Source organism: Desulfoprunum sp. (assembly GCF_053613775.1).
Genome location: NZ_JBSHXH010000004.1, coordinates 1,687,331 through 1,712,175, shown reverse-complemented (window position 1 = coordinate 1,712,175; position 24,845 = coordinate 1,687,331). Strand labels below are relative to the sequence as shown.

Genomic DNA, 24,845 nt, shown 5'->3' with positions numbered 1-24,845 from the left:
GGCGATGGCCATGGAGGCAACCACCACCCGCCGGGCCCATGCGATGCCGTTTGGGACCGAGATCCGACCGGACGGGGTCCTGTTCCGGCTGTGGGCCCCCGGGGCCCACAGTGTCGACCTGGCCCTGGAACAGGGCGACGGCGGCTGCCTCCTGGCGCCGATGGACGCCAACGGCGACGGCTGGTACCGGCTGCTGGCGCCCCGGGCCGGACCCGGCTCCCTCTACCGCTTCCGCATCGACGGCGGCCTGCTGGTCCCCGACCCGGTGTCGCGCTGCCAGCTGACCGATGTCCACGGCCCGAGCCTGGTGGTCGACCCGCGGTCGTTCCCCTGGCGCGACGGCTCGTGGCCGGGGCGGCCCTGGGAGGAGGCGGTGATCTACGAGCTCCATCCCGGCGCCTTCGCCCCGGACGGCCGCTTTGCCGGGGTGATCGACCGGCTCGATTACCTGGCCGGACTCGGGGTCACCGCGATCGAGCTGATGCCGGTGGCCGATTTTCCCGGCGGCCGCAACTGGGGCTACGACGGCGCCCTGCTCTTTGCCCCCGATCGCACCTACGGCGCCCCCGACGACCTCAAGGCGCTGGTCCAGGCGGCCCATGCCCGGGGCCTGATGGTCCTTCTCGACGTGGTCTACAACCACTTCGGCCCGGAGGGCAACTACCTCCACGTCTATGCCCGGGACGCCTTCTTCGACGAGTCCCGGCATACCCCCTGGGGGGCGGCGATCAATTTCGACGGCGCGCTGAGCGCCACGGTCCGCCGCTTCTTCGTCGACAACGCCCTCTACTGGCTGGAGGAATTCCATGTCGACGGCCTCCGCCTCGATGCGGTCCATGCCATCCTCGACGATTCCAGCCCCCATATCCTCGAGGAGATCGCCCATGCGGTCCGCCACGGCCCCGGCCGTGACCGCCCCATCCACCTGGTGCTGGAGAACGACGGCAACGAGGCCCGCTACCTGCGCCGCGACCCGACCGATGCCTGCCGGCTCTACGACGCCCAGTGGAACGACGATCTCCATCACTGCTGCCACGTCCTCTTTACCGGCGAGACCGAGGGCTACTACGCGGACTACGCCGCCCGGCCCCTTGATCTCCTGGGGCGCTGCCTCGCCGAAGGCTTCGCCTACCAGGGCGAGACTTCCCGGTACCGCGGCGGCCGTCCCCGCGGCGAGCCCAGCCGGGACCTGGCGCCGACCGCCTTCGTCTCCTTCCTCCAGAATCACGACCAGATCGGCAACCGCGCCTTCGGCGACCGGCTGGGGCTGCTGGCCCCGGAGCCGCTGCGGCTGCTTGCCGCCGCCCTGGTGCTGCTGGCGCCGGCGCCGCCGCTGCTGTTCATGGGCGAGGAGTTCGGGGCGACCACGCCGTTTCTTTATTTCTGCGATTTCGGCCCCGACCTGGCCGATCAGGTGCGGGACGGGCGGCGACGGGAGTTCGGCCGGTTCCCCCGCTTTGCCGAGGCCGGGGCGCGGGAACTGATCCCCGACCCCAACGATCTCGAGACCTTCCGCCGCTCCTGCCTTGACTGGCGCCAGGCGGAGAGTGACGCAGGGCGGCGGACGCTGCGGTTCTACCGCCGGCTGCTCGAGATCCGCCGCCGCGAGATCGTTCCCCGGCTCGGCGGCCTGCGCCCGGGCGGGGCCGGCTATGCCCGGTTCGGCGGCGGCGGGCTCCAGGTCCGCTGGCCCCTGGCGGCGGGCTGGCTCGAGGTAATGGTCAATTTTTCCGCCCGGCCGCTGCCCCGGGCCGGCGAGGGCCGGGGCCGGGTGCTGTATGCCCTGCCGGCGCTCGACGGCGGCGGCAACCTGGCCGAACTGCGGCCGTGGAGCATTGTGTGGCGGCTCGTGCCCGAGGAGGTTGATGCCGATGAAGGATGACACCTTCCGGTGGATCTGCGATCTGGCCGGAATCGATTTCGTGGCCCCGGTGGGCGACGAAGCGGCGCCGCTGCCCGGAGAGGCGGAGCGGCAGACCCTGCTCGCCGCCTGGGGCCTCGTTGCCCCCGAGGGCGGCTCGACCGGCCAGGTGCTCGAGGGACTGCTGCGGGCGCACTGGCACCGGCTGCTGCCGCCGGCCCTGGTGCTCGGCGAGGATGCCGCCCCGCTGGCCGTGCCGGTGCGCCTGCCCGGCCGGCGGCTGGCCGAGCCGCTCCACTGGCAGCTGGTCGAGGAGAGCGGCGCCCGCCGCGAGGGCACGGTGCAGCCGGGAGCACTGGAAGCGCTGGACACGGCGCAGCTGGAGGGCGAACGCTATACCGCCCTGCGGCTGACGCTTGCGTTCCAACTGCCGGCAGGGTATCACCGGCTTACGGTCGGCTGCGGCGACGACCCCGCCCTCAGCCCGAGCGGCGAGTGCCTGCTGATCGTCGCCCCGGCCACCTGCTATATCTCGCCCGGCCTGCTGCGCAAGGGCAGGATCTGGGGCCTGGGCTGTGCGCTTGAAAACGTCCGCTCCCGCCGCAACTGGGGCTGCGGCGATCTGACCGACCTCCAGGCCCTGCTCGGCTGGGCCGCCGAAAGCGGGGCCGGGACCGTGGCCGTCTCGTCGCTGCTGAGCCGGCGGCTGGCCGAAGATGGCCGGTCGCCGCAGGCCCTGCCGTCCGATCGCTGTTTCCCCGACCCGATCTTCCTCGACCTCGAGGCGGTCGCCGATTTTCACGAGAGCGGCGAGGCCCGAGCCCTGGTCGCTCTCCCCGCCTTCCAGGTGCGGCTGGCCCAGCTGCGCGAGGCCAGGGAGGTGGCCTGGCCGGAGGTGACGGCGCTGAAGACGGAGGTCGCCGAGGTACTGTGGCGCCATTTCCAGCTCAACCATCTCAACCCGGAAACCGAACGGGGCTGGGGCTACCGCCGGTTCCAGGAGCAGGGGGGAGAGCGGCTGTATGCCTTCGCCCTCTACGAGGCCCTGCGCGGCCATCTCCGCACCGTGGCGGCGGCAGCGGCGGCGCCGGAGGCCCGGGCCGAGCCGTGGTGCGACCGGACCTCGCCGGCGGTGGCCGCCTTCGCCGCCAGTCAGCGCGAACGGATCGAGTTCCACCAGTATCTCCAGTGGCAGCTCGAGCTGCAGCTGGCGGCCGCCGGGCAGCGCTCGATGGAGCTCGGGCTGAAGGTCGGGATGACCCTGACCCTCCCCGCCGGGGTCGATCCGAAGGGCTTTGCGGTCTGGGAGCAACCGGCGCTGTTCGGGGTGCCGCTGCAGCTCTGCCACTGCCCCGGCGAGGCCGATTGTTTTCCCTACGGCCCGCCGCTCCTCGCCTCCCGGCTGGCGGCTGCCGCCTATGCACCGTTCATCGCCATGCTCCGCGCCAATATGCACTCTGCCGGGGCCCTGCGGTTCAACGCCATCGACCTGCTCGAGCGGCAATGCTGGCGGTTTGACGACGCCGGCGATGGCCCGTCGGTCGGCGTCGCCCCGGCCGGTGACGACCTGCTGGCGATCATTGCCCTGGAGAGCCAGCGCAATCGCTGCCTGGTGATCGGCGAGCATCACGGGCCGCTGTCCCCCGATTTTGCCGCGGCCCTCGAGCGCCGCGGCATCCTGGTCAGCCGCCCCGGCGCCTTTGCCCGCGATCCCGGGGGCGAGTGGCTGGCCCCGGCCGGCTATCCGCAGCAGGCGGTGGTGACCCCGAGCCGCTACGAGCTGTGCACGCTCGACGGCTTCTGGCGCGGCAGCGATATCGCCCTGCTGGCGAGCCGCTGTCCCGGTTTCGACGACAGGAACAGGGAGGCGGCGATCGTCGCCCGGGCCTCGGACCGGGCCCGGCTGCTGGTGGCGCTCCGGCACGAGGGCCTGCTGCCGCCGGACCACGACCTCGACCCGGCCGGCATCCCCGACCTGCCCCCGGCCCTGATCCGTGCCGTCTACGCCTTTCTCGCCCGCACCCCGGCCCGGATTCTGCTGGTCCAGGTGCCCGACCTCATTGCCCTGTCGAGCCTGGAAAAGATGACGCCGCCATTGCCGCCGGCCGTTGTCCGTCCCAGGCTGGCGGTCGAGCTGGAAATCCTGGCCGAGGACGAGGGTCTGCGCCGGCTGTTCCGCGAGTACTGCCTCGAGCGCTCGGTCGGGGTGGTCCGGCCGTCGGTCCCGCTGGCCGACCGCCGCCGCCATCCCGGCCAGGCCCTGCCGCGGGCCTTTTACCGGATCCAGTTCAACCGCGACTGCACCTTCCGCGCCACGGCGGCCCATCTCCCCTACCTGCGCGACCTCGGCATCAGCCACTGCTACGCCTCGCCCTATCTCCAGGCCCGGCCCGGCAGCACCCATGGCTACGACATCATCGATCACAGCCGGCTCAATCCGGAGATCGGCTCGCGCGAGGACTACGAGGCCTTCGTCGCCGCCCTCGACCACAACGGTCTGGCCCAGATCCTCGACATGGTCCCCAATCACATGGGGGTCGGCACCGACAACCGGTGGTGGCTGGATGTGCTGGAGAACGGCCAGGCCTCGGCCTACGCGGCCTTCTTCGACATCAACTGGCAGTCCCAGGAGGAGGAGCTGAAGAACCGCATTCTCCTGCCGGTGCTGGGCGATTATTTCGGCCGGGTCCTCGAGGAGGGCGGATTGCGCCTGGTGTTCCTGCCGGACCACGGCTCGTTTGAGATCGCCTACTACGAGCACCGGTTTCCGGTCGCCCCGCGCTCCTACCCCCTGATGGTCGGCCATGACCTGCCGCGCCTGGAGACCCGGCTCGGCAGCCGCCATGAAGGATTCCTCGAGCTGCAGAACCTCGTCACCTCCTTTGCCGCCCTGCCGACCCGGGAGGAACCCGACCCGGACCAGGTGGAGATGCGCAACCGCAACAAGGAGGTGCTGAAGCGGCTGCTGGCGCGGCTGTGCCGCGAGGTGCACGAGGTCGCGGTCTTCATCGAGGAAAACGTCCTCCTGTTCAACGGCGAACCGGGACGGCCCGACAGCTTCAACCTCCTGGAACAGCTGCTGGCCCAGCAGGCGTACCGGCTGGCGTTCTGGCGCGTCGCCTCGGACGAGATCAACTATCGCCGCTTCTTCGACATCAACGACCTGGCCGGGCTGCGCATGGACCGGCGGGAGGTGTTCGACCGGACCCACCGCCTGGTCCTCGACCTGATCGCCACCGGGCGGATCGACGGCCTGCGCATCGATCACCCCGACGGCCTCTATAATCCGGCCCACTATTTCCGCACCCTGCAGGCGGCGGTCAGCGGCGTGGCGGCGGAGCCGCTGTCCCCCCCGGCCGGGCTGTCCCTCCGGAAACGGACGGCGCCGCCCCTTTATGTCGTGGTGGAAAAGATTCTCGCCGATTTCGAACAGCTGCCCGCCAACTGGCTGGTCCACGGCACCACCGGCTATGATTTTTCCTCCCTGGTCAACGGCATTTTCGTCGACCGGGCGGCGGAGCCGGAGATGACCGCCATCTACCACCGCTTCATCGGCCGGGAGATCGATTTCGCCGAGCTGGCCCATGACTGCCGGCGGCTGATCATCCGGACCGCGATGGCCGGCGAGAGCAATGTCCTGAGCAATCAGCTGCATCGGCTGGCCAAACGCAACCGCTACACCCAGGACTACACCCTGAACGGCCTGCGCGAGGCGCTGACCGAGATCGTCGCCTGTTTCCCGGTCTACCGCACCTACTGCACCAGCGACCGCCTCGACGGCGTCGACCGGCGCCATGTGGAGGAGGCGGTGAAGCGGGCCAAGGCCCGCTGGCAGGTCGAGGACACCAGCATCTACGACTTCATCCGCTCGGTGCTGCTGCTCGAGGCGACCTCGCCGTCAGGGAGTCCGCAGGATACAGCAGTCGTCGATTTCGTCAAAAAATTCCAGCAGTACACCGGGCCGGTCATGGCCAAGGGGCTGGAGGACACCGCCTTCTACATCTACCACCGCCTGGTCTCGCTCAACGAGGTGGGGGACGACCCCAGCCGGTTCGGGGTGACGGTGGAGCGGTTCCATGCCGGCAACCGGGCCCGGGCCGAACGCTGGCCGCAGGCGATGCTCACCACCTCGACCCATGACAGCAAGCGCAGCGAGGATGTCAGGGCGCGGATCAATGTCCTGGCGGAGATGCCGGGGCAGTGGCGGGAGGCGGTCGAGCGCTGGCACGAGATGAACCGCGGCGGCAAGACCGCCGTCGGCCGGGATTGGGCGCCATCGACCAACGACGAGTACGCCCTCTATCAGAATCTGCTGGGGGTCTGGCCGCTCGAGCCGATGACCGGGGAGGAGAGGGCGGGATTCTGCGCCCGTTTCACCGCCTATATGCTGAAGGCGGCGCGCGAGGCCAAGGTCCACACCAGCTGGCTCAATCAGAACCAGGTTTACGAGCAGGCGCTGACCGATTTTATCGCCCGGCTGCTCGTCGGCGAGGACCATCCCTTTGTCGTCGATTTCATCGCCTTCCAGCACCGCATCGCCCGCTTCGGCATGGTCAACAGCCTGGCTCAGCTGCTGCTCAAGCTGACTGCCCCCGGCATCCCCGACACCTACCAGGGCAACGAGACCTGGCAGTTCTGCCTGGTCGACCCCGACAACCGGCGTCCCGTCGATTTCGCCGCCCGGCGGGAAATGCTGGCCGGCCTGCAACGACTGGTCGAGGACGATTCGGCGCCGCTGGCCTCCCGGCTGCAGGAGCTGCTGCGCCATGGCGCCGACGGCCGGATCAAGATGTATGTGCTGTGGAGAACACTGACCCTGCGGCGGGAGCACCCGGCGATCTTCATGCATGGCGCCTATCAGCCGCTCCATGCGGTCGGCGCCGCCAGGGGTCACCTCTGCGCCTTTGCCCGGATCGATGGCGACCGGGTCGTGATCGCCGCCGTGCCCCGGCTCGTCGCCCGGCTGCTGCACGGCAATGCCGACCGTCTGCCGCTGGGGCCGGAGGTGTGGGGCCGAACGGCGCTGCACCTGCCCGCCCGCTTCAAGGGCTGTCGCTTGACCAATATCATGAGCGGCGAGGATAGCGTCGTCGGGGCGGGCGACGGCCGCGGCCTGGCGGCGGCCGAGCTGTTCCGTCATTTCCCGGTCGCCCTGCTGGCCGGGCCCCGGGACCTGGCGCCGGAGCGGTGATGGCGATGGCGGCCGGTCAGCCCAGGTAGGCGAGACAGCCGTTGAGGGTCGTCAGCTGCGGGTAGTCGATTTCCGGAATCCTGCGGTCCAGGGCCGCCTGGAGCTGCTCCATCAGGGTGACAAAGTCCACCGAGTCGAAATCGATCTGGTCGCGGAAGGGGACATCCGGGTCGAGTTGGTCCGGGTCCGCCTCCGGGGCGATGCGGTGAATGGCCTGGAGGACCATCGCCTTGATCTCCGTGCTGGTCATGATGTCACTCCCCGTCTGAAAACATCGCCCTGATCCGGTCCCGGCTGTCGATCAGCAGCTGCCGGTCCGGTTCGAACACCTCGAGGGTGATCGTGTCGTCGTAGCCGATCGCCTGCAGCCTGCGCACCAGGCCGGTGAAATCGACCGTCCCCCTGCCCACTGCCAGGTGCTCGTCCCGCCGGCCGTGATTGTCGCTGAAATGCAGATGGGCGATGCGGCTGCCGAACTGCTCCACCAGCTGCAGCATCCGCCCCTCCCCCCGGTCGTCGATATGGGCGTGGCCGGTGTCCAGGGTCAGCTTGAGCGACGGGAAGGAGGTGAAAATCTCCTCCAGGTCGGCCGGCTGGACGCCCAGCATATAGCGGGGGAACATGTTTTCCAGGCAGATGGTGAGCCGCATCTGCTGGGCGGCCTCGACCATTTCGGCCAGGAAGTCGTGGGCGTAGGCCTTGATCCTGCCGCCGACGAAGGCCCCCAGGCCGGCGGCCATGCTCGGGTGCAGGACGATCTTGGCGGCCCCCAGGTCGAACGCCACCTCCAGCGACCGCCGCATCTCGGTCACCGACGCCAGGCGGATGCTCTCCGTCAGATCGGCGGTGGAGACGAAGGTCGGCATGTGGCAGATCAGTCCCAGGCCGTTGGCCTGCAGGGCGTGGACGATCGCCGTCCTGTTGGCGGCAATGATGCCGTGGTGGGCCATGGGGGCGTCCATGGCCAGCTCCAGATAATCGAAGCCCATCGCGGCGACCAGATCAATCTCTTCGAGTACCGGTAGAACCGGAAAATTCATGGCACCGTAGTGCATCGTTCTCCTCAAGGCACGATGTCAGTTGCAGGTTGTTCCGTCTTCACCTTGTCGCCGACGCGGTCAGGTTTGTCTGGTGCCGGCCGCCGGATGCTGGTATTGATAGAGAGGGTGAGTGCTTCCACCCCGGAACGCGGCACGGCCCGTTCATTCCGCCGCAATCTCAAACAACTTCGAAACAGTATGGATATGGATACGGAAAAAGCAAGGAGGATTTTTGCCCGCGACCGGTTCGCCGCCCTGGCCGGCGTCGAGATCGTCGAGGCCGGCAAGGGTTACTGCACGGCCCGCCTGGTCATCGAGGAGCGGCACCTCAATGCCGCCAATGTCATCCAGGGCGGGGCGATCTTCACCCTCGCCGACCTGGCCTTCGCCGTTGCCTCCAACAGCCACGGCCAGCTGGCCCTGGCGATCAACGCCAACATCTCGTTTCTGCGCGGCGAATCGACCGGGACCCTCTACGCCGTGGCGACGGAGGTGGCTGAGCCGAAACGGATCGGCGCCTACGATGTCCTGGTCACCGCCGAAGGGGGAGAGATCGTCGCCCGCTTCACCGGCGTGGTGTACCGCAAGAAAACCCGAATCGATGCGGGGGACACCCCGCCTGCCGCGAGCTGACCATGGCGGCGGTGAAGGCAAGGATGATGGTCGCCGCCGTGCTGCTGGGCGCCCTCCTGGCGGCTGCGGTTCCGACCGGGGTGGCGGCGGCCGGGCCGGTCCTGCTCGACGAGCGCTTCAAGTCGCTGGACCGCTGGCGGCCGCTGACGTTCCCCAAGATATCCCGCCATTCGAGGTATTCGGTGGACCGCTGCGACGGCGAGCCCTGCCTGCGGATGGAGAGCGACGATGCGGCGTCGGCGCTGGTCCTCCGCCGGTCGTTCAATGTCTATGACTACCCCCGGCTGGCCTGGCGCTGGAAGGTCGGCACCGTCTACCGCCAGGGCGACAGCCGCACCAAAGCCGGGGATGACTATCCGGCCCGGCTCTACGTCACGTTCGCCTACGACCCGGACCGGGCCACGATGGGCAAGCGATTGAAGTACCGGCTGGCCAGGACCGTCTACGGCAAGTACCCGCCCGACAGCACCATCAGCTACATCTGGGACAACCGGGTGACCGGGGCGCCGTTCATCGTCAACGCCTACACCGCCGCGGCGCGGATGATCCCGGTCAGCGCCGGGGCGGACAAGGTCGGCACCTGGCAGGAGTACGAGGTCGACATCGTCCGCGATTACCGGCTGGCCTTCGGCGAGGATCCGCCGAGGACCGCCAGCCTGGCGGTGATGATCGATTCCGACGATACCGGCGAGTCGGCCACGGCCTGGATCCGGTATATCCGGCTATTTCGGGCACCGTAACCGTCGTATCGGCCGGGCCGATCGATCGGATCGTTTGCAACCGGGAGATCCGGAGCGGTAAAAATGGGCCGACGGCGACGCAGGCCTGTTCAAATCGCCGTCCAGGTGGTACAGTCGTGGGCCGTGAACGGGAGTGGCCGCCCCCCTTCCGGGTGGCGAGGCGGCCACTGCATATCCCCCCCTTCAGCGAGGCAAGGCATGGCATTTCCCCCGCACCTCACCCCAGCAGACTCCCACAATGAGACCCTGGAGGCCAACGTCCATCCGCGTGACTGGGTCAACCCCCGGTCGGCCGGTCGTTACAACCTGGTGGTGATCGGCGCCGGCACCGCCGGCCTGGTCTGCGCCGCCGGGGCGGCCGGGCTGGGCGCCCGGGTGGCATTGATCGAACGTCACCTGATGGGCGGCGATTGCCTCAACGTCGGCTGCGTCCCCTCCAAGGCCCTCATCCGCGCCTCCCGCGCCTGTCATGACGCCCGGCACGGCGGAGAATTCGGGGTGGTCGGCGGCGAGCAGTCGAGCGTCGATTTTCCTCGGATCATGGCCCGGATGCGCCGCCTGCGCGCCGATCTCAGCCGCCACGATTCGGCCCGCCGCTTCCAGGACGAACTGGGGGTCGATGTCTTCATCGGCGAGGGCCGCTTCGTCGGGCCGCAGGCCATCGAGGTCGACGGCCGGCAGCTGCTCTTCGCCCGGGCGGCCGTCTGCACCGGGGCCCGGGCCGCGGCGCCGCCGATCCCCGGGCTGGCCGAGGCCGGCTATCTCACCAACGAGACCGTTTTCTCCCTCACCGCCCTGCCGCCGCGGCTGGCGGTCATCGGCGGCGGCCCCATCGGCTGCGAGCTGGCCCAGGCCTTCGCCCGCTTCGGCAGCCGGGTCAGCCTGATTCAGCACGGGCCGCAGCTGCTCGGCCGGGAGGACGCCGACGCCGCCGCGATCATCGAGACGGTCTTCGGCCGGGAAGGGGTCGACCTCCTGCTGGGGGCGAAGGTCCTCGAGGTGGTGACGGAGGAGGAGGACAGGATTGTCCGTGTCGAGCGTGGCGAAGGGATCGTTGAGCTCCGGGTCGACGCCATCCTCGTCGGGGTTGGCCGGTCGCCGAACCTCGAAGGGCTGAAACTGGAGCGGGGCGGCATCATCTACGACCGGTCCGGGGTCCGGGTCGACGACCGGCTCCGGACCAGCAATCCCCGCGTCTATGCCGCCGGCGACATCTGCTCGCCGTTCAAGTTCACCCACACCGCCGACGCCCAGGCCCGGATCCTGATCGCCAACGCCCTGTTCCCGGGGCGGCAGAAGGCCTCGGCGCTGGTTGTCCCCTGGTGCACCTATACCGACCCGGAGATCGCCCATGTCGGTCTCTCCGAGCGGGAGGCGGAGCGGAAGGGGATCAAAATCACCACCATGACGGTGCCGCTGGCGTCCGTCGATCGCGCCGTCATCGACGGTGAGACCGAGGGGTTCGCCCGGGTCCACCTGCGCCGCGGCAGCGACCAGATCCTCGGCGCCACGGTTGTCGCCCGCCATGCCGGGGAGATGCTCGGCGAGCTGACCCTGGCCATCACCGGCGGCCTCGGGCTGGCGGCCATCGGCCGCACCATCCATCCCTACCCGACCCAGGCCGAGGCGATCAGGAAGCTGGCCGACGCCTGGAACCGCAACCGGCTGACGCCGTGGCTGCAGCGTTTGCTGGGCGGGTGGCTGCAGTGGAGAAGACGCTGAGTGGAGCCGCTGCCCTTCCATCCCGATACCGCCCGGCTGGCGGCCTTCCTCGGATTGCTGGTGCTGCTGGCGCTGGGCGAGCGGCTGTGGCCGTGCCGGCCGCTGACCGTGGCCCGGGCCGTGCGCTGGCGGATCAACCTGGCCATCGTCGCCCTCGACTCCGTGGTCGTCCGCCTGGTCCTGCCCCTTGCCCCCTTCGCCCTGGCGGCGGTGCTGCAGGACCGGGGCTGGGGTCTGTTCAACGTGCTTTCCCTCTCCGGTCCGGCGGAGATCATCGCCAGTGTGCTGCTGCTCGACCTGACGATCTACGCCCAGCACCGCCTGTTCCACCACCTGCCGCTGTTGTGGCGGATCCACCGCATGCACCATACCGATCTCGACCTCGACGTCACCAGCGGCACCCGCTTCCATCCGGTGGAGATCGTGCTGTCGCTGGCGATCAAGCTGGCGGTCATCGTCGTGCTCGGTTCCTCGCCGCTGGCGGTGGTCCTGTTCGAGATCGTCCTCAACGCCACCTCGATGTTCAGCCACGCCAACCTCCGTCTGCCGCCGACGGTCGACCGGTGGCTGCGCCTGGTGGTGGTCACGCCCGACATGCACCGGGTGCATCACTCGATGATCGTGCGGGAGACCAACAGCAACTACGGCTTCAACCTGCCATGGTGGGACCGGTTGTTCGGCAGCTACCGGGCCCAGCCCGGCGACGGCCACATCGGCATGACCATCGGTCTGCGGGAATGGCGGCACCAGGCCGACCTCGGGCTGTGGTCGCTGCTGCAGATCCCCTTTCTCCGTAAGGTACCGGGTCAATGACAGTGCAACCGCAAAAGATCGTGCTGCTGGTGCTGGCCGTTGCCGCCATCGCCCTGTTCTTCGTCTTCGACCTGGGGCGGTTCCTGACCCTGGCGGCGCTGAAGGCCAACCACCAGGCCCTGGTCGATTTTCACCATGCCCACCGGCTGCTGACCGTCGCCGGGTTCATGACGCTCTATATCGTCCAGACCGCCCTCTCCCTGCCCGGCGCGGCGATCCTGTCGCTGGCGGCCGGGGCCCTGTTCGGGGCGATCGCGGGCACGGTCTACGCCGTGATCGCCGCCACCATCGGCGCCACCGCCGCCTTTCTCGTCACCCGCTACCTGCTGCGGGACGCGGTGCTGAGCCGGTTCGGCGGCCGGCTCGAGGGGATCAACCGTGAACTGGAGCAGCGCGGCTTCAATTACCTGCTGTTTCTGCGGCTGGTGCCGGTCTTCCCGTTTTTCCTGATCAACCTCGCCGCCGGCCTGACCCGGCTGCCGCTGCGCACCTTCGTCCTGGCGACGACCGTGGGGATCATCCCCGGCGGCTTCGTCTACGTCAACGCCGGGGCCAGCCTGGCCACCGTCGACTCGCCGGCGGCTGTCGCCTCGCCGCGGGTCCTCGGCTCCTTCGTCCTGCTCGGTCTGTTCGCCCTGGTGCCGGTAATCTGCAGCAGGTGGAAGGGGCGGGGAAAAGGCGGCAACCAATGAACAGCGACAGTGAGTGGCTTTGGGTACACATCAGAAGGGAAGGAGTGAGCGCATGAGTTGGCGGATCGACCCGGTCGTGGCGGAAATCCTGGGCAAGGGCAGGGCGGGGGCCGGCATCTCCGGTGACGAGGCCCTGGTGCTGCTGTACCTCGACCTCAACAGCCGGGAGAATTATGCCCTGATGGAGAGCGCCGATCATCTCTCTCGCGCCTGCTTCGGCGCCAAGGGGGAACTGCACTTCCACATCGGCCTTAACGTCGAGCCCTGTCCGATGGACTGCAGTTTCTGCTCGCTGACCCGGCAGGCCGGGATTTTTACCGACAAGATCGAGTTTTCCCTCGACGAGATCCTGGCCTGGGCCCGGCAGGGGGAAGCGGAAGGGGCCGACGCCCTCAACCTGATGACCACCGGCACCTTTTCCTTTTCCCGGCTGCTCGAGATCGGCCGCCGGCTGAAGCGGGAGGTGGAAGTACCGCTGGTCGCCAACGCCCGCGACATCAACCATGCCGAGGGGGAGCAGCTGCTCGATGCCGGCTTTGTCGGCTTCTACCACGCCATCCGCCTCGGCGAGGGCCGGGACACCCCCTTCGATCCGGCGCGGCGGCTGCAGACCATCCGGGTGCTGCACGACGTCGGCCTGCGGTGGATGAACTGCGTCGAACCGGTGGGGCCGGAGCACACGGCGGCGGAGATCGTCGACCTGATGCTGCTGGCGCGGCGGGAAAAGGCGACCTACAGCGGCATCATGCGGCGGATCAACTTCCCCGGCTCGCCCAAGGAGCCGCTGGGGATGATCAGCGAACGGCGGATGGCCCAGATGGTGGCGGTCAGCCGGCTGGTGATGGGCGACACGGTCCGGGCCCACTGCACCCACGAGCCGCACAGCCTGTCGCTGACGGCCGGGGCCAACCTGTTGTTTCCCGAGGTCGGTTCCAGCCCCCGCGACGGCATGGCCGACACCGGTCGCGGCCGGGGCCGGTCGCTTTCCCGCTGCGCCGCCATGCTCCGGGAGATGGAGTGGCGGCCGGAATTGCCTTCCAACTGTTTCCGGCAGGCAGCGCTGGAAAACGGTGCAGCGCCGACCGCGGAGGCGAGGCGATGAGTGCGCTCCGATTGGCCGTCGCGGTCCTGACCGCCTGCATCGTCCTCACCCACGGCCATGCGGCAGTGGCGCAACATTTCCGGGTCGGCACCTGGAAGACCGCCCAGACCATCCAGCCGTTTTTCTATCAGGAGTTCCTCCCCGCGGGCGACACCGCCGAGGTCTTCGCCTTCACCAACCCGGCCGACCAGAAGACCGCCCTGCTCGCCGGCAGCCTCGACATCACCGGCACCACCCTGGCCCACGCGATCCAGTCGGCGGTCATGGGCCAGCCGGTGGTGGTGGTTGCCGCCCTGTGCCACAAGGCCTCGGCCCTGGTGGTCCGGAGCGACGGCCCGGTGCGGACCGTCGCCGACCTCCGGGGGCGGAGGATCGGCCATGTCCCGGGGACGATGCACGAGATCCTGCTGCGCGAGACCCTGGCGGCGGCCGGCCTGTCGCCGACCACCGACGTCACCCTGGTGCGGGTGGACTTCTTCGATATGGCGACGGCCCTGGCCCAGGGGGCGATCGACGCCTTTCTCTCGGGCGAGCCCTTTCCCTCGGTGGCGGTGGCCCGGGGCTACGGCCGGATCCTCGCCTATCCTTATTACGACGGGGCGGTGGGGACGATCAACGCCGCCCTGCTGGTCACCCGAGCGATGATCGAGCAGCATCCGGCGGCGGTACAGCGGCTGGTCGACGCCCATGCCCGGGCCACCGAGGCGCTGCGCCGCGACCGAAACCGCTGGCTGGAGCGGGCCCAGTCCTTCGGCACGCCGCGACCGGTGCTGGAGCAGGCGGCGGGCAATATCGAGCTGGCCTGGGCGATGGATGCGGCCTTCATCGGCCGGGCCCGGGCCCTGGGCGAGCGGATGCAGGCGCTGGGAGTCATCGACCGCCAGCCCGACTACGACCGGCTCTTCGACCTGCGCTTTGTCGGCCATGTCGATCTGCGGTCGCCGGCGGAATAGGCGGCAGGGCGGGCCCGGGGGAGGCGAGGAACGGTGATGCGGCAAGGAGAAGCCGGGTGAAGGGGGCGAAGATGGCCAGGGATATGCTGCAACCCCTGCTGCTGCCGCTGGCGGCCCTGGCCCTGTGGTTCGGGCTGAGCGCCACCGGCCTGGTGCCCGGCTATCTCCTGCCGTCGCCGCCGACAGTGCTCCACTCCGGCCTCGACTACATCTTCGGCGCCCCCGGCGCCGGCCCCTATGCCGGACGCTTCGCCGGTGATCTTGCCGCCTCCCTGGTCCGGGTACTGCTCGGTTTCGCCATCGCCGCCGGCCTCGGGGTGCCGCTGGGCATCTGTTCCGGCCGTCTGGCCCTGGTCAACCGGCTGATCGCCCATTCGATCGGCGGCCTGCGGGCGGTGCCCGGCATCTGCTGGCTGCCGCTGGCCCTGATCTGGTTCGGGATCGGCATCGGGACCACGGTGTTTCTCGTCGCCCTGGCCGCCTTTTTCCCGATCTACCAGAATGCCCTGACCGGCGCCCGGCTGGTGGCTCCGATCTATTACCAGGCCGGGGCCATGCTCGGCGTATCGCGGCTGCGCGGGGTCTTCGCCATCCTCCTGCCGATGGCCATGCCCAATATCATCACCGGCCTGCGCCTGGGGATGGGCATCTCCTGGGCCTACCTGGTGCTGGGCGAGCTGACCGGGGTGCCGGACGGCCTGGGGGCGGTGATCATGGACGCCCGGATGCTCGGCCAGACCGACATCATCCTCGTCGGCATCATCGTCATCGCCGTGATCGGCCGGCTCTGCGACCGCCTGCTGGTGACGGCGCTGGAGCTGTCGTTCAAGAGCGCGAGGCGCCAGCGATGACCCCGGCGGCGAGTGGCGACAGGGCGACGGCCGGAGGCCCCGCCATCCTCGAAATCGAGGGGCTCGGTCATCATTTTGTCCATGACGGCACAACCGTGCCGGTGCTGCACGACCTGTCGCTGGCGGTGCGCTGCGGCGAACTGGTCTGCCTGATCGGCCGCAGCGGCTGCGGCAAATCGACCCTGCTGAAGATCGTCGCCGGATTTCTGACCCCCGCCACTGGCCGGTGCCGCCTCGATGGCCGGCCGATCGGGCGGCCGGGGCCGGATCGGGGCGTCGTCTTCCAGGAGGACGCCCTCTTTCCCTGGCTGACGGTGCGCGAGAATATCGGCTTCGGCCTGGCCGGCCGGCAATGGCCGCGCCGACAGCGGCAGCAGGAGGTCGACCGCATCCTCGATCTGGTCGGCCTGCAGGGCTACGGCGACTATCTGCCCCGGGCCCTGTCCGGCGGCATGAAACAGCGGGTGGCCCTGGCCCGGGTGCTGATCCGCTCCCCCCGGCTGCTGCTGATGGACGAACCGTTCGGGGCGCTCGACGCCCAGGCGCGGGAGGAGATGCAGGAGCTGCTGCTGCAGCTGGTGCGCCAGCGGCGGCAGACCATCCTCTTCGTCACCCATGACGTCCAGGAGGCGGTGGTCATCGCCGACCGGGTCCTGGTGCTGGAGAAGGACGGCGGGCGGATCCGCAAGGAACTGGCGATCGACCTGGACCGCCCCCGCGACCGCGGTGATGTGCGGTTCCAGGCCTGCTGCGCGCGGTTGCGCCAATGGCTGCGGACATGAGCCGGACCGGGGCGGCAGCCGGCGGGCCGATGGCGGCAACGACGCCGCGGCTGTCGGTCATCATCCCGACCGTCAACGAGGCCCGGACCCTGCCGCCACTGCTGGCCGATCTTGGTCGGCAGCAGGGACCAACCTTCGAGATCATCGTCGGTGACGGCGGCTCGATCGACGCTACTCGCGAGGTGGTGGAGGCGGCGGGCGCCCGCTTCGTCGCCGCCCGACGGGGGCGGGGGGCGCAGATGAATGCGGCCGTCGCGACGGCCCGCGGCGAGTACCTGCTCTTCCTCCACGCCGATTCGCGGCTGGCGGAACCCGACCTGCTGGCCGGAGCCGTTGCCGCCCTGCAGCGGGCGGCCGAAGCCGACGCCCACGTTGCCGGTCATTTCCCGCTGCGCTTCATCCGCACACGGCCCGGCCACGACCTGGCCTACCGCTTCCTCGAGGCCAAGTCCGCCCTCAACCGGGTCAACACCACCAGCGGCGACCAGGGGCTGCTGCTGTCCCGGCTGTTTTTCGACGAACTCGGCGGCTTCGACGACAGTCTGCCCTTCCTCGAGGACCAGCGCCTCGCCGAGGAGATCCGCCGCCGGGGGGTGTGGCTGACCCTGCCGGGGAGACTCGGCACCTCGGCCCGGCGGTTCGAGACGGAGGGCTTTCATCGCCGCTATCTGCTGATGGGGATCATCATGGGGATGCACAGTGTCGGCAGCCAGGATTTTATTATTCGCGCCCCCGGCATCTACCGGCTGCAGCGGGACACCGGCCACCTGCGGCTGTCGCCGTTCTTCGCGCTGCTCTGGTCGATGATCCGCCGCGACTGGGGCTGGGCCGGGACGCCGCGGGTCTTCTTTCGCCTCGGTCGTTATATCCGGCAGAATGCCTGGCAGCCGTTCTTTTTCGTTGATGTCTGGCGGCAGCCGCTCCTCGGCGCGTCCCGCCATCCCCTGCTCACCCTGCATGACCGCTATATCGCTCCCATCCTGGCCTGCCGGCCGGTCGACGCCGTGGTCGGCCTCGGCTGTTTCGTCTGGTATATGGGGGTGCTGACCTTGTGGTTCCGGTTGACGGAAACACCAATCTTCAATCTGTTAAGGAACGACCGAAAATGACGACCGTAGATCACGCCTCACAGTCCGTCGTCGCCCTGTTCGTCCGGGTGCCGATTCCCGGCCGGGTCAAGACCCGGCTCGCCGCCGCCATCGGCGAGCGGCAGGCCTGCGCCCTGTACCAGGCGATGGTCGCCGATGTCCTCGCGGCGATCCGCGCCAGCGGCCTGCCCCTCTTCCTGTTCCACGACGACCGGGGCGACGGGGCCCTGCCGGCCGCCTGGGTGGAGGCCGCCGTCCGGGTGTTTCCCCAGAGCGGCGGTGACATCGGCGAGCGGATGGCGGCAGCATTCGCCGTCTGCTTTGCCGAGGGCATCGACCAGGCGATGCTGGTCGGCAGCGATATCCCCGCCCTCGACGCAGCCATGCTGGGGGCGGCGGCCGGGGCCCAGGCGGCCCATGATGTCGTCCTGGCGCCGACCTTCGACGGCGGTTACTGCCTGATCGCCCTGCGCCGGGACCGGTATCGTTCGGAGATCTTCAGGGAGGTGCCGTGGAGCAGCGGCCGGGTGCTGGCCGAGACGCTGCAGCTCTGCGGCCGCCATGATCTCGATGTCCGGCTGCTGCCGACCCTGGGCGATATCGATACGGTCGATGATCTCAGGAAATACGCCGATCATCCGGTACCGCAGGCGGTTGCCACCAATCGGGCGCTGCGGGAGATCGTCAAGGAATGGGTCAGGTCGTGAAGGAAGGCGGTGCGGCGGCCTCGGTGACCGGTCTCAGACGCCGATATAGCGGGCCTGGAGGTCGCGGTCGGGCCGAAGGTCGGCGGTGGTGCCGGTCCACACGATCCGTCCCTTCTCCATGATGTAGTGGCGCCGGGCGATCTCCAGCAGGGCATCGAGGTTCTTGTCGATCACCAGGATGGCGAGGCCTTTGTCCTTGAGGATGGCGAGGGCGCGCCAGATCTCGCGCCGGACGAGCGGGGCGAGGCCCTCGGTTGCCTCGTCGAGCAGCAGCAGCCGGGGATTGATCATCAGCGCCCGGCCGATCGCCAGCATCTGCTGTTCCCCGCCCGACAGCTGGTTGCCGAAATGCCGCCGTCGCTCGGCCAGCCGCGGGAACAGGGCGAAAATGTCGTCCAGCGCGTAGGGCCGGTCGATCCGGCGGGGATTGGCGGCAGTGGCGACGAGATTTTCGTGGACGGTGAGGTTGGGGAAGATCTGCCGGCCTTCCGGCACGAGGCCGATGCCCATCCTGGCGATCACATGGCTTTCGGCCTTCTCGATGGCCCTGCCGGCGAAGAAGATGGCGCCGTGGCGCGGCGGGGTGAGACCGATGATCGACTTGATCGTCGTGCTCTTGCCCATGCCGTTGCGGCCGAGCAGGGTGACGACCTCGCCGTCGGCGACCGTCAGCGACACCCCGAACAGGGTCTGGCTGGTGCCGTAGAAGGTATCGATGGTCCGGACGTGCAGCATGGTCAGTCCTCCCCGAGATAGGCGGCGCGGACGGTGGGATGGTGGCGGATCTCGGCGACGGTGCCGCAGGCGACGCATTCGCCGTAAACCAGGACGGTGATCCGGTCGGCCAGGGCAAAGACCGCGTCCATGTCGTGCTCGACGAGGAGGATGGTGATCTCGCCCCTGAGGCGGCCGATCAGCTTCGCCATCTCGACGGTGCCGCCGGGCCCCATCCCCGCCATCGGCTCGTCGAACAGCAGCAGCTTCGGCCTGCCGGTCAGGGCCATTCCCACCTCGAGCTGCCGTTTTTCCCCGTGCGACAGGGATCTGGCGATGGTCCCGGCCTGGCGGTCAAGGTCGACCCGCTCCAGCGCGGCGGGCAGTTCCCGCTGCACCAGGGGCGTCTTCAGGCAGTTGCGCCAGAACCGGAAGTTGTGGCCGGCATGGGCGATGATGGCGAGGGCGAGGTTCTCCTCGACGGTCAGGTCGTCGAAGATCGAGGTGATCTGGAAGGACCGGGCGAGGCCGAGCCGGGCCCGCCGGTGCGGCGGCATCCGGCTGATTTCGACCCCGTCGAACACGATGCTGCCGGAATCCGGCAGGATATCGCCGCTGAGCTGGTTGATGGCGGTGGTCTTGCCGGCCCCGTTCGGTCCGATCAGGGCATGGACCTCCCCCCGGTCGATATCGAGACACAGCCTCCGGCTCGCCATGATCGCGCCGTAGGACTTGGTCAGGTCGCGCACCTCGAGGATACGGTCACTCATGTCGTTGCCCCGTCCCGGTCAGCAGGCCGAACAGGCCGCGCTTGAGGAAGATGACGACGATGACGAGGAAGGGCCCGAGGAAGACCATCCAGTGTTCGGTGTACATCGCCAGCACCTCTTCGAGCAGGAGGAAAATCGTCGCCCCGAGGACCGGGCCGAAGAGGGAGCCGAGGCCGCCGAGCAGCACCATCACCATCAGCTCGCCCGACAGGGTCCAGTTCAGCAGCCCGGGGCTGACGAACTCGGTCTGGTTGGCGAGCAGGGCCCCGGCGAGGCCGCCGCCGGCGCCGGCGATGGCGAAGCAGACCAGGCGGTAGCGGTAGGAGTGGATGCCGATGGCCTCGATCCGCCGGCTGTTGCTGCTGGCGCCACGGATGACCAGACCGAACCGGGATTGGACGAGACGGTGGACGAAGACCAGATAGGCGGCGAGCAGGGACAGGCAGAGATAGTAAAAATGGAGGTCGTTGCCCAGGTCGAGGCCGGGCAGCCGGTTGCGCGAGTAGATCGACAGCCCGTCATCGCCGCCGTACTTTTCCAGGCCGATGAAGAAATAATACAGCATCTGGGCGAAGGCGAGGGTGATCATGATGAAGTGCATGCCGCTGGTCCGCAGCGACAGCGAGCCGATCACCAGGGCCGACAACGCGGCGATGAGGACCGCCAGCGGCCAGACGAGAAGGGCGTTGTCGCTCCCCGGCAGCAGGCCGAGCAGCGGTTGGCCGTCGGTGCCGTGCTGATGGAGGATGCCGACGACGTAGGCGCCGAGGCCGACGAAGGCGGCGTGGCCGAGGCTGATCATGCCGCCGTAGCCGATGAGAAGGTCGAGGCTGACGGCGGTGATGGCGTAGATCAGGATCCGCGTAAACAGCGAGATCGGATAATCCTCGCCGGCGAAGGTTGCGACCGGCGGCAGGAGGACGAAGAACAATCCGCCGGCGGCGACGATGGCCGCTGTCCTGGTGCCGGATCGGCTCATGACGAGTGGGCCGGGAACAGGCCGCGCGGTCGCCACACCAGGATGGCCGCCATCAGGATGTAGATCGCCATCGAGGCGATCGAGGCGGCGATGCTGTCGGCGGCGGCGCTCGCCAGGAACAGCCGGAGCAGGACCGGCAGAAAGGCCCGGCCGAGGGTATCGACCAGCCCGACCAGCAGGGCCCCGACGACGGCGCCACGGACTGAACCGATGCCGCCGATGACGATCACCACGAAGGTCAGGATCAGGATGCTCTCGCCCATGCCCGATTCGACGGCGAGGATCGGCCCGGCCATGACCCCGGCCAGCCCGGCGAGCAGGGTGCCGAGGCCGAAGACGAGGGTGTAGAGCGGGCGGATATTGACGCCGAGGGCGGCGATCATCTCCCGGTTCGAGGCCCCGGCGCGGATCTGCATGCCGAGCCGGATGCGGGAAAAGAGCAGCCACAGCCCCAGGGCGACGGCGATGCCGACGGCGATGACCGCCAGGCGGTAGACCGGATACGGCAGGCCGGGCAGGAGTTCGACGCTGCCCCCGAGCCAGGCGGGGACGTCCATCATCAGCGGCTGCCGGCCCCAGACGATGCGGGTCAGCTCGTTGAAGAAGAGGATCAGGCCGAAGGTGGCGAGGACCTGATCGAGGTGCTCCCGCCGGTACAGACGCCTGAGGACGATGACCTCGACGATCATCCCGGCGATGGCGGCACCGGCGAGGGCGGCGGCGACGCCGAGGAGAAAGGAGCCGGTGCGGGCGGCGACCGTCGCCCCGACGTAGGCCCCGATCATGTAGAACGAACCGTGGGCAAGGTTGATCACCTGCATGATGCCGAAGACCAGGGTCAGTCCGGCCGACATCAGGAACAGGGTGATGCCGAGTTGGAGCCCGTTGAGGATCTGTTCGATGACCAGAAGCATGAAAGAGCACGGAAAGGCCGGGCCCAGGGACGATCCCGGACCCGGCGGAGGATCAGATCACATCGCGCATTCGCCGGCGAAGGCATCGACGTGGTTGGTGAAGACCTTCTTGACGGTCTTGTTCGTGTAGTCGCCGCTCGGGGTCTTGATGACCTCGCGGATGTACATGTCGTGGATCGGGTGCTGGTTGTTGCCGAAGGCGAAGTTGCCGCGGGTCGACTCGAACTCGGCCTTCTTCAGTGCCGCCCGGAACTCGTCGATCCTGGTGAGATCGCCGCCCACCGCCTTGAGGGCGCCGGCCAGCAGCCGGGCCGTATCGTAACCCTGGCTGGCATACAGCGTCGGGGTGTTGCCGTAGACCTGGCGGTAGGCCGCGACGAACTGCCTGTTGGCCGGGTTGTCGAGATCGTGGGCCCAGTGGGAACCGTTTTTGACCCCGAGGGCGGCGGCGCCGACCGCCTTGAGGATCCGCTCGTCGAAGGAGAAGGCCGGACCGTACAGCGGGATGGTGCCGATCAGCCCCGCCTGGCTGTACTGCTTGACGAAGTTGATGCCCATGCCGCCGGGCAGGAAGAAGTAGACCGCCTCCGGCTTGGCGGCGCGGATCGCGGCGATCTCGGCGGCATAGTCGGACTGGTCGAGCTTGGTGTAGACCTCGGCGGCGATCTGACCCTTGTAGTAGCGCTTGAACCCGGCGAGGTGGTCCTTGCCGGCCGGGTAGTTCGGGGCCAGCAGGTAGGTGGTCTTGTGCCCGGCCTCGGTGACGTACTGGCCGACGACCTCGTCGGGGTTGTCGTTCTGGTAGGCGACGCTGAAGTAATTGGGGTGGCAGCCCTTGCCGGCGAGCTGCGACGGGGCGGCGTTGGCGCTGAGGAAGACGACGTCCTCCCGGATCACCTTCGGCACGACGGCCATCGCCACATTCGAAAAGACGATGCCGGTCATGATCTTGACTCCGTCCTTTTTGACCAGCCGGTCGGCGAGTTGCTTGCCCTTCTCCGGTTTGGCCTCGTCGTCCTCGACGATCAGTTCCACCGGGACCCCGCCGAGGGTGCCGTTCTCCTGGGCGATGGCCAGCTTGAAGCCGTCGAGGATCTCCTCGCCGAGATAGCCGGCCTTGGTCGACAGGGTCGTGACCATGCCGATCTTGACGGGTTCAGCGGCCATCGCCAGCGATGCGGCGAGAAGGCCGGCGGGAATCAGGGCCATCAGCAGTTTTTTTCATCACGCTTTCCCCCTTGGTAAGCGGTAACGGTCCGCCGACACTGCACGGGCCGCAGTCCTTGTCGAGAGGCGACCACGCCTGACCCGACGGAAAATCGCAACCTAGATAATGCACGGTAAAGTTGCAACAGAAAAGTTGCCGGGACCGCGACCGCCGGTGACTGGGGATATCCTGAAAGCGATCTTCTCTTGCCGATAAAATAAAAAATATATCTATCGGTTACGTCAGTTTTTATCGGATTTTACTATTTGACAATATGGAAATTCTTTGGTGAAAATAGGCGCCATCGATGTCGATGCCACGGGTGGGAAGCGAGCGGAAAAGGGGGGACGGATGGTGATGACGGAAGAGAGCGATGGGCGCCGACCGGGGATGGCCGGATTGCCCCTCCTGGTGCTGGAACGCGGCGTGCGGCTGGTCCTTGCCGGCATCTTCATCTATTCCGGGGCGATCAAACTCCTCGACCCGGCGACATTCGCCGAGATCATTGCCGGTTTTGGGCTGCTGCCCGACGCCCTGGTGGCACCGGTGGCGATACTCCTGCCGTTTGCAGAGCTGGTCGCCGGGGTCGGCCTCGTTTTCGCCATTCCCGGCAGCCTCTCGGCCATCACCGCCATGCTGGTGCTGTTCATCGCCGTTCTCGGCTACGGGATCCATCTGGGCCTCGATATCGACTGCGGCTGTTTCGGTCCCGAAGACCCGGAACAGGCCTACAAGAGTCTCAGGAGCGCCCTGGCCAGGGATGCGGCGATGATGGCGGCGGTGGCATTCATCTATTGGAGTCGCGGCCGGTTCCGATTGCGGGCCGGTCGTCTTATACGATAACCGTTTGCATGAAGGAAATTCTGATGAAGCAGAAAAAAGGAATGTTGCAGGGAGTGGTGGTCGGTCTGGTGGTCTTCGGCCTGAGTGTCTCGGCCTTCGCCTTCGGCACCGACAAATTCAAGGAAGAGATCACCAGGGAACAGGAGGCGGTGAAGCTGACCCGGGAGGTGCAGCAGGGCGGCTACGGCATAGTCACCACCACCGAGCTGAAGGGGATGATCGATGCCGGAAACGATGTGCTGATCGTCGACACCATGCCCTATGAGGATTCGTACAGGAAGAACCACATTCCCGGGGCGAAGCAGTTTCTGTTCCCGATCCCGGACATGAAGGAATGGGACGCCAAGCAGACCGACGGCAAGAGTATCGACGATTTCAAGGCGCTGCTGGGGCCCGACCTGAGCCGGACGATCGTGATCTACTGCGGTTTCGTCAAATGCACGCGCAGTCATAACGGTGCCGTGTGGGCCAGAAAACTCGGCTATACCAACGTGTTCCGCCATCCGGGCGGCATCTTCGCCTGGAAGGGCGCCGGATATCCGGTCGATACCGTCAAGTGATCGTTACGGAATGCCGCCGGGGAGGGGGAACCCTCTCCAGCGGTGGTCGCTCGCATTGCCCAGGCCTCTTCCGATCCCGATCATCCCCCCGGATTCGTCTCCCACGCGCTCTGCAGCCGGCGGCGGGCGCCGTCTGCAGGTCACCTGTGTCAATCACTGATCATGGATCTCGAGTCAATCGCTCTCCAGCCTGTTCCGAACCGGTCTGCGGCTCCCTTGCGCCAACGCTCGTCACCTGCGGCGCCGGTTGCAGCGTTAGACGGAACCGCGTGCCCCCGACCATCAATCCTCGATCTGCTGTTTCGGCCACTGGTCGCCTTTGGCCGTAATCTCCCGGTCGCCAGGGCACCGTTTTCCTCTGTCAACCGTTTCCCGTTGAAACCGCGGATGATGGTCAAACGTTTAAACGCTTTAGCTTTTAAACTAGTGAACGATGAAATGCTCAAACGCACGAACGATTAAATGGTCGAACGTTTAAACGCTTAAACGCTCGAACAATTAAACGTTCAATCGTCTCCGTCCCTCCTTCTTTGTCCAATGGATACCATCTATTGCAATAATTTTCCGTTCCGATATTAGAATTACTTATAAACCGCCCTGCCTGTCATCGCTGTTTTTAACAACTGAAAATCGTTGAGCATATTTGATCCTGCCGTGGCACCGGAAAAAACACGGCCGGCGGC

The 24,845-nt window shown here is 67.8% G+C and carries 22 protein-coding genes; 15 read left to right on the top strand and 7 right to left on the bottom strand.

Annotated features, from left to right (window positions below; translation table 11 throughout):
• The first annotated feature begins 10 nt into the window (after positions 1 to 10).
• Together treZ and treY are read left to right on the top strand one after the other, a co-directional pair.
• Positions 11 to 1,882 (top strand): malto-oligosyltrehalose trehalohydrolase, encoded by a 1,872-nt coding sequence (gene treZ / locus ACWGKN_RS11720; RefSeq protein WP_035229034.1) that lies wholly within the window; start codon positions 11 to 13, stop codon positions 1,880 to 1,882.
• Positions 1,872 to 7,052 carry a malto-oligosyltrehalose synthase gene (gene treY / locus ACWGKN_RS11715; protein ID WP_452095255.1) on the top strand — a complete coding sequence of 1,727 codons (5,181 nt, stop codon included), beginning with the start codon at positions 1,872 to 1,874 and terminating at the stop codon, positions 7,050 to 7,052. The genes treZ and treY overlap by 11 nt, the downstream gene beginning before the upstream one ends.
• A gap of 16 nt (positions 7,053 to 7,068) precedes the next feature.
• Here the strand turns inward: treY and ACWGKN_RS11710 are convergent, their stop codons facing one another.
• Both ACWGKN_RS11710 and ACWGKN_RS11705 read right to left on the bottom strand, forming a co-directional pair.
• Positions 7,069 to 7,302: an acyl carrier protein gene (locus ACWGKN_RS11710; protein WP_035229015.1), complete on the bottom strand. Its 234-nt coding sequence runs from the start codon at positions 7,300 to 7,302 to the stop codon at positions 7,069 to 7,071.
• A gap of 4 nt (positions 7,303 to 7,306) precedes the next feature.
• Complete coding sequence (locus ACWGKN_RS11705; protein WP_035229016.1) at positions 7,307 to 8,107, bottom strand: sugar phosphate isomerase/epimerase family protein; 801 nt, start codon at positions 8,105 to 8,107, stop codon at positions 7,307 to 7,309.
• A gap of 189 nt (positions 8,108 to 8,296) precedes the next feature.
• On the opposite strand from ACWGKN_RS11705, the gene ACWGKN_RS11700 reads away from it, so the two are divergent.
• From ACWGKN_RS11700 to ACWGKN_RS11650, 11 genes are all read left to right on the top strand, one after another.
• Positions 8,297 to 8,725: a hotdog fold thioesterase gene (locus ACWGKN_RS11700; RefSeq protein ID WP_052159890.1), complete on the top strand. Its 429-nt coding sequence runs from the start codon at positions 8,297 to 8,299 to the stop codon at positions 8,723 to 8,725.
• 2 nt (positions 8,726 to 8,727) lie between these two features.
• Complete coding sequence (locus ACWGKN_RS11695; protein WP_424255791.1) at positions 8,728 to 9,465, top strand: DUF3047 domain-containing protein; 738 nt, start codon at positions 8,728 to 8,730, stop codon at positions 9,463 to 9,465.
• 198 nt (positions 9,466 to 9,663) lie between these two features.
• On the top strand, positions 9,664 to 11,187 hold the full coding sequence (locus ACWGKN_RS11690; protein WP_035229017.1) for a mercuric reductase: 1,524 nt from the start codon (positions 9,664 to 9,666) through the stop codon (positions 11,185 to 11,187).
• Positions 11,188 to 12,000, top strand: a complete 813-nt coding sequence (locus tag ACWGKN_RS11685; protein ID WP_452095254.1) for a sterol desaturase family protein — start codon at positions 11,188 to 11,190, stop codon at positions 11,998 to 12,000.
• A complete protein-coding gene (locus ACWGKN_RS11680) occupies positions 11,997 to 12,692 on the top strand; it encodes a TVP38/TMEM64 family protein (protein WP_035229018.1) in 696 nt (231 codons plus the stop codon). Before ACWGKN_RS11685 ends, ACWGKN_RS11680 begins: the two co-directional genes overlap by 4 nt.
• 52 nt (positions 12,693 to 12,744) lie before the next feature.
• Complete coding sequence (locus ACWGKN_RS11675; RefSeq protein ID WP_452095253.1) at positions 12,745 to 13,794, top strand: radical SAM protein; 1,050 nt, start codon at positions 12,745 to 12,747, stop codon at positions 13,792 to 13,794.
• Positions 13,791 to 14,747 carry an ABC transporter substrate-binding protein gene (locus tag ACWGKN_RS11670; protein WP_452095252.1) on the top strand — a complete coding sequence of 319 codons (957 nt, stop codon included), beginning with the start codon at positions 13,791 to 13,793 and terminating at the stop codon, positions 14,745 to 14,747. Before ACWGKN_RS11675 ends, ACWGKN_RS11670 begins: the two co-directional genes overlap by 4 nt.
• Positions 14,748 to 14,803: 56 nt before the next feature.
• Complete coding sequence (locus ACWGKN_RS11665) at positions 14,804 to 15,598, top strand: ABC transporter permease (protein WP_452095251.1); 795 nt, start codon at positions 14,804 to 14,806, stop codon at positions 15,596 to 15,598.
• A complete protein-coding gene (locus ACWGKN_RS11660; protein ID WP_452095250.1) occupies positions 15,595 to 16,380 on the top strand; it encodes an ABC transporter ATP-binding protein in 786 nt (261 codons plus the stop codon). The genes ACWGKN_RS11665 and ACWGKN_RS11660 overlap by 4 nt, the downstream gene beginning before the upstream one ends.
• Entirely contained in the window at positions 16,365 to 17,489 is a 1,125-nt protein-coding gene (locus ACWGKN_RS11655; protein ID WP_452095249.1) for a TIGR04283 family arsenosugar biosynthesis glycosyltransferase, read from the top strand. Before ACWGKN_RS11660 ends, ACWGKN_RS11655 begins: the two co-directional genes overlap by 16 nt.
• Positions 17,486 to 18,175 carry a TIGR04282 family arsenosugar biosynthesis glycosyltransferase gene (locus tag ACWGKN_RS11650; RefSeq protein WP_052159893.1) on the top strand — a complete coding sequence of 230 codons (690 nt, stop codon included), beginning with the start codon at positions 17,486 to 17,488 and terminating at the stop codon, positions 18,173 to 18,175. Before ACWGKN_RS11655 ends, ACWGKN_RS11650 begins: the two co-directional genes overlap by 4 nt.
• A 33-nt stretch (positions 18,176 to 18,208) precedes the next feature.
• Here ACWGKN_RS11650 and ACWGKN_RS11645 read toward each other — a convergent pair whose 3' ends face one another.
• From ACWGKN_RS11645 to ACWGKN_RS11625, 5 genes are read right to left on the bottom strand one after another with little or no spacing between them, the layout of a single operon-like run.
• Positions 18,209 to 18,910, bottom strand: coding sequence for an ABC transporter ATP-binding protein (locus tag ACWGKN_RS11645; protein WP_452095248.1), 702 nt, complete (start codon positions 18,908 to 18,910; stop codon positions 18,209 to 18,211).
• Positions 18,911 to 18,912: 2 nt separating this feature from the next.
• Positions 18,913 to 19,659, bottom strand: a complete 747-nt coding sequence (locus ACWGKN_RS11640) for an ABC transporter ATP-binding protein (RefSeq protein WP_452095247.1) — start codon at positions 19,657 to 19,659, stop codon at positions 18,913 to 18,915.
• The gene (locus tag ACWGKN_RS11635) at positions 19,652 to 20,638 is read right to left on the bottom strand and encodes a branched-chain amino acid ABC transporter permease (protein ID WP_452095246.1); all 987 of its coding nucleotides are present in this window, start codon (positions 20,636 to 20,638) and stop codon (positions 19,652 to 19,654) included. The genes ACWGKN_RS11640 and ACWGKN_RS11635 overlap by 8 nt, the downstream gene beginning before the upstream one ends.
• Positions 20,635 to 21,552 carry a branched-chain amino acid ABC transporter permease gene (locus ACWGKN_RS11630; RefSeq protein ID WP_452095245.1) on the bottom strand — a complete coding sequence of 306 codons (918 nt, stop codon included), beginning with the start codon at positions 21,550 to 21,552 and terminating at the stop codon, positions 20,635 to 20,637. Before ACWGKN_RS11630 ends, ACWGKN_RS11635 begins: the two co-directional genes overlap by 4 nt.
• A 57-nt stretch (positions 21,553 to 21,609) precedes the next feature.
• Positions 21,610 to 22,761, bottom strand: a complete 1,152-nt coding sequence (locus ACWGKN_RS11625; protein WP_452095244.1) for an ABC transporter substrate-binding protein — start codon at positions 22,759 to 22,761, stop codon at positions 21,610 to 21,612.
• Positions 22,762 to 23,047: 286 nt separating this feature from the next.
• Here ACWGKN_RS11625 and ACWGKN_RS11620 point away from each other — a divergent pair, with 286 nt between their 5' ends.
• Both ACWGKN_RS11620 and ACWGKN_RS11615 read left to right on the top strand, forming a co-directional pair.
• Positions 23,048 to 23,602, top strand: a complete 555-nt coding sequence (locus ACWGKN_RS11620; RefSeq protein ID WP_424253844.1) for a MauE/DoxX family redox-associated membrane protein — start codon at positions 23,048 to 23,050, stop codon at positions 23,600 to 23,602.
• A gap of 23 nt (positions 23,603 to 23,625) precedes the next feature.
• Positions 23,626 to 24,162: a rhodanese-like domain-containing protein gene (locus ACWGKN_RS11615; RefSeq protein WP_452095243.1), complete on the top strand. Its 537-nt coding sequence runs from the start codon at positions 23,626 to 23,628 to the stop codon at positions 24,160 to 24,162.
• Positions 24,163 to 24,845: the final 683 nt, after the last annotated feature.

Excerpts from the sequence above, each read along its gene's own strand:
- treZ (WP_035229034.1), top strand. The coding sequence starts at position 11 with ATGGAGGCAACCACCACCCGCCGGGCCCATGCGATGCCGTTTGGGACC.
- treY (WP_452095255.1), top strand. The coding sequence starts at position 1,872 with ATGAAGGATGACACCTTCCGGTGGATCTGCGATCTGGCCGGAATCGAT.
- ACWGKN_RS11710 (WP_035229015.1), bottom strand. The coding sequence starts at position 7,302 with ATGACCAGCACGGAGATCAAGGCGATGGTCCTCCAGGCCATTCACCGC.
- ACWGKN_RS11705 (WP_035229016.1), bottom strand. The coding sequence starts at position 8,107 with ATGCACTACGGTGCCATGAATTTTCCGGTTCTACCGGTACTCGAAGAG.
- ACWGKN_RS11700 (WP_052159890.1), top strand. The coding sequence starts at position 8,297 with ATGGATACGGAAAAAGCAAGGAGGATTTTTGCCCGCGACCGGTTCGCC.
- ACWGKN_RS11695 (WP_424255791.1), top strand. The coding sequence starts at position 8,728 with ATGGCGGCGGTGAAGGCAAGGATGATGGTCGCCGCCGTGCTGCTGGGC.
- ACWGKN_RS11690 (WP_035229017.1), top strand. The coding sequence starts at position 9,664 with ATGGCATTTCCCCCGCACCTCACCCCAGCAGACTCCCACAATGAGACC.
- ACWGKN_RS11680 (WP_035229018.1), top strand. The coding sequence starts at position 11,997 with ATGACAGTGCAACCGCAAAAGATCGTGCTGCTGGTGCTGGCCGTTGCC.
- ACWGKN_RS11675 (WP_452095253.1), top strand. The coding sequence starts at position 12,745 with ATGAGTTGGCGGATCGACCCGGTCGTGGCGGAAATCCTGGGCAAGGGC.
- ACWGKN_RS11670 (WP_452095252.1), top strand. The coding sequence starts at position 13,791 with ATGAGTGCGCTCCGATTGGCCGTCGCGGTCCTGACCGCCTGCATCGTC.
- ACWGKN_RS11660 (WP_452095250.1), top strand. The coding sequence starts at position 15,595 with ATGACCCCGGCGGCGAGTGGCGACAGGGCGACGGCCGGAGGCCCCGCC.
- ACWGKN_RS11655 (WP_452095249.1), top strand. The coding sequence starts at position 16,365 with ATGGCTGCGGACATGAGCCGGACCGGGGCGGCAGCCGGCGGGCCGATG.
- ACWGKN_RS11650 (WP_052159893.1), top strand. The coding sequence starts at position 17,486 with ATGACGACCGTAGATCACGCCTCACAGTCCGTCGTCGCCCTGTTCGTC.
- ACWGKN_RS11645 (WP_452095248.1), bottom strand. The coding sequence starts at position 18,910 with ATGCTGCACGTCCGGACCATCGATACCTTCTACGGCACCAGCCAGACC.
- ACWGKN_RS11640 (WP_452095247.1), bottom strand. The coding sequence starts at position 19,659 with ATGAGTGACCGTATCCTCGAGGTGCGCGACCTGACCAAGTCCTACGGC.
- ACWGKN_RS11635 (WP_452095246.1), bottom strand. The coding sequence starts at position 20,638 with ATGAGCCGATCCGGCACCAGGACAGCGGCCATCGTCGCCGCCGGCGGA.
- ACWGKN_RS11630 (WP_452095245.1), bottom strand. The coding sequence starts at position 21,552 with ATGCTTCTGGTCATCGAACAGATCCTCAACGGGCTCCAACTCGGCATC.
- ACWGKN_RS11625 (WP_452095244.1), bottom strand. The coding sequence starts at position 22,761 with ATGGCCCTGATTCCCGCCGGCCTTCTCGCCGCATCGCTGGCGATGGCC.
- ACWGKN_RS11615 (WP_452095243.1), top strand. The coding sequence starts at position 23,626 with ATGAAGCAGAAAAAAGGAATGTTGCAGGGAGTGGTGGTCGGTCTGGTG.